This is a genomic window from Methylophaga sp. UBA1464 (assembly GCF_002325665.1).
GTDB lineage: Bacteria > Pseudomonadota > Gammaproteobacteria > Nitrosococcales > Methylophagaceae > Methylophaga.
The window spans coordinates 7,631-14,366 of the sequence record NZ_DCSO01000047.1; the positions used below are offsets into that span (position 1 = coordinate 7,631).

The 6,736-nt window shown below is 45.6% G+C and carries 9 protein-coding genes; all 9 read right to left on the reverse strand.

The genetic code is table 11. From position 1 onward, the window contains the following. Positions 1-388 (reverse strand): hypothetical protein (locus B3O33_RS05495; protein WP_292363161.1); only part of this gene is annotated, 388 nt, incomplete at its 3' end. Next, positions 385-1,752, reverse strand: coding sequence for a GldG family protein (locus tag B3O33_RS05500; RefSeq protein ID WP_292362392.1), 1,368 nt, complete (start codon positions 1,750-1,752; stop codon positions 385-387). The genes B3O33_RS05500 and B3O33_RS05495, both read right to left, overlap by 4 nt. Continuing rightward, the gene (locus B3O33_RS05505; RefSeq protein WP_292362393.1) at positions 1,749-2,501 is read right to left on the reverse strand and encodes an ABC transporter permease; all 753 of its coding nucleotides are present in this window, start codon (positions 2,499-2,501) and stop codon (positions 1,749-1,751) included. Before B3O33_RS05505 ends, B3O33_RS05500 begins: the two co-directional genes overlap by 4 nt. Further along, on the reverse strand, positions 2,501-3,445 hold the full coding sequence (locus tag B3O33_RS05510; protein WP_292362394.1) for an ABC transporter ATP-binding protein: 945 nt from the start codon (positions 3,443-3,445) through the stop codon (positions 2,501-2,503). Before B3O33_RS05510 ends, B3O33_RS05505 begins: the two co-directional genes overlap by 1 nt. Before the next feature lie 136 nt (positions 3,446-3,581). After that, a complete protein-coding gene (rpmG, locus tag B3O33_RS05515) occupies positions 3,582-3,737 on the reverse strand; it encodes a 50S ribosomal protein L33 (protein WP_014707985.1) in 156 nt (51 codons plus the stop codon). Positions 3,738-3,748: 11 nt separating this feature from the next. Next, positions 3,749-3,985, reverse strand: a complete 237-nt coding sequence (gene rpmB, locus B3O33_RS05520; protein WP_226070964.1) for a 50S ribosomal protein L28 — start codon at positions 3,983-3,985, stop codon at positions 3,749-3,751. Between the two features lie 123 nt (positions 3,986-4,108). After that, positions 4,109-4,612, reverse strand: coding sequence for a peroxiredoxin family protein (locus tag B3O33_RS05525; RefSeq protein WP_292362395.1), 504 nt, complete (start codon positions 4,610-4,612; stop codon positions 4,109-4,111). An 8-nt stretch (positions 4,613-4,620) separates the two neighbouring features. Next, complete coding sequence (locus tag B3O33_RS05530; protein ID WP_292362396.1) at positions 4,621-6,252, reverse strand: acetolactate synthase large subunit; 1,632 nt, start codon at positions 6,250-6,252, stop codon at positions 4,621-4,623. A gap of 164 nt (positions 6,253-6,416) precedes the next feature. Beyond that, the coding region (locus tag B3O33_RS05535) for an amidase family protein (protein ID WP_292363162.1) at positions 6,417-6,736 on the reverse strand (320 nt) is incomplete at its 5' end.

Here is a 6,736-nt window from a genome sequence, read left to right on the forward strand (position 1 = left end):
TGAGAGACTCAGTATTACCAAAAACAAAAGCTTGTTGATTAAACAGTAACGTTAAATTTGGCTGCTCTAAACCAAACTCAGCAAGATTAGTATTATCTGTTACCGGGATCGGCGATTGTACCGGTTGATCTAACAGGCTTAACAACAGCTTGATACGGGTTTGATTGGCTCGCGCTTTGACGGGCTGGACTAACTGCCATTGTTTATCCAGTTGCAGTTGAACGGTTTGTTGCTGGCGACGCTGAATTTCAATTTCGCTTACTTGAGATTGGGTAATGCTGTCAGTGATATAGGTGTTTGGTTTTTGCACCTGTGACTCGGTCATCAGCCATACTAAAAAAACGGCGACCACCAATAACAACATGTTTGTCAGATAGGTACTTCTCATCGGCGTCTTCTAATCCACCACACACTAATGCCAATAATCAGCAAAGTTAACGGTAATCCCAGTAAAAAGCCGATACCGATAAACAATGATTGCCCATCCGATAATATCAGTTGATTATCGCGCGTTTTGATGACCGGGATTTCTATTGAATCATCTTCAACGACCAGCCAGTTCATCAGCGCCATGGCCAGCTCCAGATTAGCAGCTGTGCCGAGGTATGAGTTAGAGACAAAGTCGCCGTCACCCATGACGGCAATCCTCTGTCTGTGGTTGTCTGGAAATAATTTTTCCAGTAAGACACCCAACATTAGCGGGCCCTGAATATCCAGCTCATCATCAAACTGTAATGTATCCAGATTTGCAGTATTAATATCGCCCAGTTCGGACCAGCTTTCACTCTGGGACTGCATCAGTTGGGTAACTTGCCAGTCAGATTCTGCAGCAGAAAATTGGATGGCATGCGCTCCAGGCATCAGAGTGACGCTGGAGGTCGCGGCGGTAACGGGATGATTGGCGTAATCGGTCACAATCACAAAACGGGGATCTTCCAGGCCTAATTTGCCAGCATTCGGATCCACCATCGTACCGGGTACAAAGTTCAGATTTAGCTGCTCAGCAATAACGTTCAGACCAATATCCGTCTCCGGTTCGCTGAGCCAAAGCAGATTGCCACCTTGCTGTAGATAATCCTCTAACTGGACAATATCACTCTCTGGCCAAGGCTTTTGAGAGCTGGCAATAACTAACACAACGTTATCGTCAGGACTAATGTTTTGCATGGATTCAGCCATGGAAAGTGTCTGCACTTCAAAGCCGGTGATGGTCAGTTGATTGCGCCATTGCGCCATATCAAAGGCTGCATCACCCACAATATCGCGTTCCCCGTGACCGGAAATAAATATCAGTTTCGGCAAGCTGCTGCGACTGACTTTTATAATAGCGTTGCTAAGTGATTGCTCGGATAAATCAAATACATGCTGTTGGCCCTGCTGACCTGAAACCACCATTTCTGCCTGTTGTTGGATATTCAGTTCACGAACCCGCTGCGGCTGACTGACAGGATCAATAAAGGTGATCGTTAACTGCTCACTATATTGCTGATAGCGTTTTAATAAACTTTCAGCTGCGGGTTGGTATTGATGGCCCGGGCTGACAAATACTTCGACGGTTACCGGACTATCAAGAGACGTTAATAAGTTGGTGGTTGCAGAGGAGAGGGTATGTCGCTGATTGACCGTCCAGTCTGATTCAAAAGTGTAACGGTGTGACAAAACCGCTACGGCGATAATGATCACCAGTAATAAAATATAAAAGATGATCTGTTGCAGACGGTGCTGATATTTAAACTGTTTTGACATCTTCATTGACTCAGCCTCGCGGCATCAAGACGTCGAATAGTCATCAAGAGAAAGACAATACAAAACAAGGCAAAAAAACTCAGATCGACGCTGTTGACCTGTCCTGCCAGCATGGGTTGAAAATGCCCCAGCAGTGAGATCCAGCCCAGCCAGTTTATCTGACCGGAAAGCGTACTGGCGGCGGCAAAATCAATTATCCATAACAGAAACAGTAAACAGAACGTCATTACGGCCGCAATAATCGGCTGTGTAGTAAGCGAGGAAATAAAGGTTCCGGCAGCGACAAAACTGGCTACCAGAAATAATAAACCAAACATTGCGGCCCCAAGCTGGTAAAGATCGATAGCAGCGCCAGTCATCAGTGATAATGGCATGAATGCAATAAGCAGTAATTGCAGCAGAAAAAAACTGAGATAACCGAGGTATTTTCCTAAAACAATCTGACTGGCAGAAAGTGGTGCAGAGATTAATAATGGCAGACTATGATTACGATGTTCATCGGCAAAAGCCCGCATGGTGATAAACGGAGCGATTAATAGCATCACCAGAGCAGCATTATTTAATAACGGTGCGATAACCAGCTCCGTGACACCGGGGGCACCGGGTATAGCCGAAATCTGTCCCTGGATCTGCGCAAAATACTCAATATGACTGAGAAACAGATAAGCCAGTAAAAACTGTACTAAAGCCAGCATCACCCAGGCGAAGGGCGATAAAAACAAACGCGATAATTCCAGTCTTGCCACACACCACATCAGCTGTTGGCTCCCACTGTCGAAGGATCAGTATTTATCAACTGCATAAAAATATCTTCCAGCGAATCCTGTTCACGCACCAGTTCCTGCATTTGCCACTGTTGTGATACGGCATTGGCTAACAGACTTTCAGTAGGATCCTGCTCCGGGTGAAAGATGATTCTGAATTGGTTGGATGATAACGCTTCAACCGACGAAACATTGTCCAGAGTATAAAGCTCATTGAGTGACGGAGGATTAGATAAAATGACACGGAGGCTGCTGTGATGTCGTTGCTGATGCAACGCGCTCAGACTATCAGCAAACACCACCTGACCCTTACTGATGATTTGTACCCGATCACAGAGCATTTCCACTTCCGGCAGAATATGCGTCGACAGGATAACGCTATGCTCGTTGGCGATTTCACGGATTAATTCTCTGATCTGACGGATTTGCTGCGGATCCAGACCGGAAGTGGGTTCATCAAGTATCACCACTGCCGGGGTATGCACAATGGCTTGTGCAATGCCGGTACGTTGTTGATAACCTTTCGATAATTGGCCGATCAAGCGACGACTGACGTCACCCAACCCACAGCGTTCGATCACGGTGGCAACTGCCAGTTTTAATGGTGTACCTGTCAAACCATTGAGTCTGGCGCAATGCTGCAGATATTCGCGAACCGTCAATTCGCGATACAACGGTGGGGTTTCCGGCAGATAACCCAATTGGGCTTTGGCCTGTTTGGGTTGGGACAATAAATCAAATCCATTAATACGGATTTCACCTTTATCCGGTGCCAGATTGCCGCTGAGCATTTTCATGGTGGTACTTTTACCGGCACCATTGGGACCAAGGAATCCAAGGACCTCTCCGCGTTTTACCTTGATATCAATATCCTGGACCGCGATATTGGGGCCAAAAAAACGAGACAGGTTTTGTGCTTCAAGCAATATAGTCATAGCGCACTATAATACGGTTTTGGCCGGAATCGGCCAATCTTGTTTCAACAAAAATTTCAATCGAATTTAATTTATTTTAGCCATAAAAAAACCCGCGTTAAATTGCGGGTTTTCTTAGAAGCAGTTATCAGTAAAATTATTTGATTTTTGCTTCTTTATACATCACGTGCTGACGGATAACAGGATCAAACTTTTTGATCTCCATTTTTTCCGGCATGGTGCGTTTGTTTTTATCAGTAGTGTAGTAGTGACCTGTACCTGCTGATGAAACTAATTTGATTTTATCGCGCATGTCCTGACTCCTTAGATTTTTTCGCCGCGGCTACGGAGATCAGATAAAACGGTATCAATACCTCTTTTATCAATGATACGCAGACCATGATTGCTGACACGCAATTTTACCCAACGATTTTCAGACTCAACCCAAAAACGGTGTGAGTGAAGATTAGGTAGGAAACGGCGTTTTGTTTTGTTGTGAGCGTGTGAAACGTTGTTACCGCTCATAGGGCGTTTGCCCGTTACCTGACATACTCTGGACATGTTAATCCTGCTCCTGATGCATTTTTAGTGACTGACGCGTCCTGCCAACGCATCATTCTGAATAACTAAGCCGGACTTTATACCATATGTGCTATCTGATGTGTAGCAGTTTTGCGCTATAAATCAGCTGAGGCCCATTTTGACAAGTTGTTCTGAAACGCTCTCTTTATTCAATACGCCGATTTTGCGCATCACAATTTTGCCCTCGGGTGAAATCAGGTAATGGGTAGGTGTGACTCGGACATTATTAAATGCACTGGAAATTTCACCTTCACTGTCCCAGATAAGTGTATAGGGCAAACCCCGGGCTTCACGCATTGCTTTGATATGTGATGGGGTGTCATGCGGCAGTGAAACGCCGAGCATCACTAGCCCTTTTTCGGCATATTCTTCATGCAATGCAATCAGCTCCGGCAGCTCCTGCACGCAAGCAGGACAATCAGTCGCCCAGAAAATCATCAATATCGGCTGGCCGGCATAATCGGAGAAATGATGTATTTCTCCGTCGACATCTTCAAATTTTAGATCCGTATAGACTGGTGCAGTTGCGTTCTTGTATAAAAACACAATAAACAGTAACGCAAACAAAGCGGCTATAAAGGCAATAAAACGTTTTCCAGACTTCATTTTTACTCTCAGGTTGGCTGGGTCAATTGACTCAGAGATTCGGTCAGTTTCAGGTTTTCCCGATAATCCACCGGGCAGTCAATGACGGTAACGGTATGACTGTCTAATGCGGTTTTTAGCGCAGGCATCAGCTCTTCAGTCTTGTTGATTCTGACACCGGTAGCACCAAAAGATTGCGCGTATTGAATAAAATCAGGGTTATTGAATTTTACATTACTGGTACGGCCAAACTGGTTTTGCTGTTTCCATTCAATCAGGCCATAACTCGCATCATTCCATATCAGAATCACAATAGCGATATTCAAGCGCATCGCGGTTTCGATTTCCTGCGAGTTCATCAAAAAGCCGGCATCACCGGTAACGGCAACCACTTTGCGTTCGGGATGTGCCAGTTTGGCTGCAATTGCGCCCGGTACAGCAATGCCCATGCTGGCAAAACCATTGGAAATGATGCAGGTGTTTGGATATTCGCAACGAAACATACGCGACATCCACATCTTGTGGGCACCGACATCACAAATCACGATATCCTCAAGATGCATGGCCGTGCGCAGATCCCAGATAATTTTTTGGGGTTTAACCGGGAATTCGGTATCACGGCGGTGCTGATTCATTTCGGTAATTAAACTGTCACGTAAAGTACGCATGGCTTTGCCTTTATGGGGCGTAGTTAGCGCAGCGATGCGATTTAAACTGTGATTGATATTACCCACTACACCAAGCACCACACTGTAATAAGCATCAACCTCAGCGTGGGTTGAGTCGATATGAATTAAGATTCGATCCCGTGAAGGATGCCATAAGTAGGGATGGTATTCGACCATGTCGTAACCGATACAGATAATGACATCGGCATTGGCGAATCCGGTATTGACATAATCATTGGACTGCAAACCCACGCTGCCTAACGACATCGAATGACCAAACGGGATAACGCCTTTGGCCATAAAGGTATTAGCGACAGGAATCCCCAGTTTTTCCGCGAAATCGGTCAGGGCTGCTGAGGCATGCGCCCGCACCACGCCATTACCGGCCAGAATAATAGGATTCTGGGCATTGGAAATTAATTCAGCTGCCCGTTCAATATGCTCTGCGGCCGGTTCTGGAGGCGTGGCATGTTTAACTCGCAGCGGTGCATCGTCAATTTCCATTTCAGCAATATTCTCGGGAAATTCGATAAAGCAGGCACCGGTTTTTTCAGTCTGCGCCACTTTGAAGGCTTTACGCACAATTTCCGGAATCACCTCGGGGCTGACAATGCGGGTGGAGTATTTAGTGATGGGCAGAAACATCGCTTCCAGATTAAGCACCTGATGCGATTCTTTATGTAAACGATTGGTGGACGCCTGACCGGCAATAGCCACCAGCGGAGCATGATCCATATTGGCATCTGCGACACCGGTAATAAGATTGGTTGCTCCCGGTCCTAATGTTGCCATACAGACACCGGCACGGCCGGTTAGTCGACCATAAACATCGGCCATAAATGCTGCACCTTGCTCATGACGGGTGGTAATAAAATGAATTGGCGAACTGAGCAAAGCATCCATAACATCCAGATTTTCCTCACCGGGAATTCCGAATACATACTCGACACCTTCATTTTCCAGAGTACGGACAAATAGCTCTGCTGCTTTCATTTAAGATGACTCCGTTAAATTGCCTTGGCGCAAGCATACCCTGTTTTATTTGCGGCATGCGAGAGGCTGATTTGATTATTATTGAAGTGAATAATGACCATTAAATTTCTTGTGAGTTTTTTATAAAAAAACTCCCTAAAAAAGGGGCTTTCGCCCCTTAATTTTTACTGAAATGCTGTGGGAATTTGCTTATGCCAATCGGTAACCTGTTGATAGCGATGAGCAACATTAAGTAAACGTGCTTCATCAAAATAATTACCAATAATTTGCAGGCCTGCAGGTAACCCTCCGGCAAAACCTGCCGGAATAGACATGCCTGGCAGTCCGGCAAGATTGGTATTGATGGTATAGATGTCTGCCAGATACATAGCCACCGGATCATCTGTTTTATCACCCAGTTTAAAGGCTGTGGTTGGCGCGGTAGGTCCCATAATCACATCAACTTCTTCAAATGCCTGTTGGAAGTCATCGCTTATCAAACGGC

Coding starts and splice junctions, on each gene's coding strand:
- rpmB (WP_226070964.1), bottom strand. CDS start 3,985: ATGTCCAGAGTATGTCAGGTAACGGGCAAACGCCCTATGAGCGGTAAC.
- B3O33_RS05510 (WP_292362394.1), bottom strand. CDS start 3,445: ATGACTATATTGCTTGAAGCACAAAACCTGTCTCGTTTTTTTGGCCCC.
- B3O33_RS05500 (WP_292362392.1), bottom strand. CDS start 1,752: ATGAAGATGTCAAAACAGTTTAAATATCAGCACCGTCTGCAACAGATC.
- B3O33_RS05525 (WP_292362395.1), bottom strand. CDS start 4,612: ATGAAGTCTGGAAAACGTTTTATTGCCTTTATAGCCGCTTTGTTTGCG.
- B3O33_RS05530 (WP_292362396.1), bottom strand. CDS start 6,252: ATGAAAGCAGCAGAGCTATTTGTCCGTACTCTGGAAAATGAAGGTGTC.
- rpmG (WP_014707985.1), bottom strand. CDS start 3,737: ATGCGCGATAAAATCAAATTAGTTTCATCAGCAGGTACAGGTCACTAC.
- B3O33_RS05505 (WP_292362393.1), bottom strand. CDS start 2,501: ATGTGGTGTGTGGCAAGACTGGAATTATCGCGTTTGTTTTTATCGCCC.